Source organism: Lyngbya aestuarii BL J (assembly GCF_000478195.2).
Taxonomy (GTDB): domain Bacteria; phylum Cyanobacteriota; class Cyanobacteriia; order Cyanobacteriales; family Microcoleaceae; genus Capilliphycus; species Capilliphycus aestuarii.
On record NZ_AUZM01000206.1, the window covers coordinates 1 to 1,395 of the forward strand.

Below are 1,395 nucleotides of genomic sequence, written 5' to 3' on the forward strand. Positions count from 1 at the left end.
TAACCGTGATAAAATACAGGGACTAGAAACACCCTCAAAGATCACCTTTGTGACTAGGACTGCTTCACTATCTGTTTGAGTTTCATTGGAGTTAGTCATGTATTCTTGTTCAATAGATTCAACTCTCATCGTTATGCAAGCTCCCGATTAACTTAATCCTGAATTATGATATTTTGATTCCCTATCTTACACTGTTACGGTCACAGAATTGAAAATGAGCTTCCCTAATCTAGCCACCCAGTTCTCCATTGATTCTATGATTATTCTTTGTCTTAGAATGATTTTACGGCATGATCTGGGCAGAAACCGCGATTTGTTCGTGAACTCAAGGTAATTCAAGTTAGAGTTCTATTTTTAAGAAGCGACTCAACATCATTTCTAACATTTCTTCAGCATTTTCAGGACAACTGGAGCTTTTGATAAACTCTTTAATTGTGATTTTTTTGTCTCGAAAGTCCTGAACAAAATTATAGATATTTTCTATGGCTTTGACTTGAGCTTCTAATTCTAGAACTATTTCAGCGATGGAATCAATTCCCTGTTTTTGACCAGCGCGATAATTTTTTACCAGTTCACCTTCGGGCGTATTTCGAGCAATACGGAGTTCTTTTTTGATATTTTAGTACTGATTTTTGAGAAGTTGATTGTCTTTTTCTCGTCGAAGACAAAGCCTTTCAATTTCAGATTTTGTACTGCTAATTGAGTCAATTTTTTCTTGAAGATGGTGTTGCTTCTCGATTTCAAGCAGTCGAGCAATATCCCCTTCTTGATAAGCACGGTTAATTTCTTTCATTACCTCATTATGGTGCATTTGTGTTTCAGCATCCGTGACCTTATCTGGATGAAAAAGAGAAGCTAATTTTAGAAATATTTGTCGAATTTGTTGAGATTCAGGGGATTTTGTTTGAGATTCCGTGAAAGAATGATCTTCATCAAATTGATGAAAATTATGGGTATTGTTATTAAAGAAGTTTTCTCCGGCTTCAGTATTCCCTCGTTCTGATGAGGAGTTATTAAAAAAAGTATCGAATTCATCATCTTCATCTAATTGAGGACTGATTAATCCGATTAATTGGAGAGAACAGTAAACGTTGAAAATATCTTGTTTGCTCTTTTTTCCCAATTTTTGATTGGTTAATATTTCTTCAAATAAATTATGAATTTTAGTGTCCAGTTGATTCTGTTTTTGATAGAGAGGGGAAGCTTGGCTAAAAATTCGAGTCGCAATGGTACGCATCTGATCTAAGAAGTTTTTGAGTTCAGTGCGTTTTCGTTTAATCTGTTTGAGAAGCCATTGATGTTCTTCTTCTAGAAGGCGATGACGTTCATGAAAACTGGAAAGTCCTAACAATGTAGTGGACTCGGTGGGTGTGGATGAAGTTTGCTTTTGAGAAC

Annotated in this window: 1 protein-coding gene; it reads right to left on the reverse strand. The window is 35.6% G+C overall.

Features of this window, described 5'->3' with window-relative positions; all coding sequences use genetic code 11:
* Positions 1–619: 619 nt before the first annotated feature.
* A partial coding sequence (locus M595_RS27545) for a J domain-containing protein (RefSeq protein WP_203419184.1) occupies positions 620–1,395 on the reverse strand: 776 nt, incomplete at its 5' end.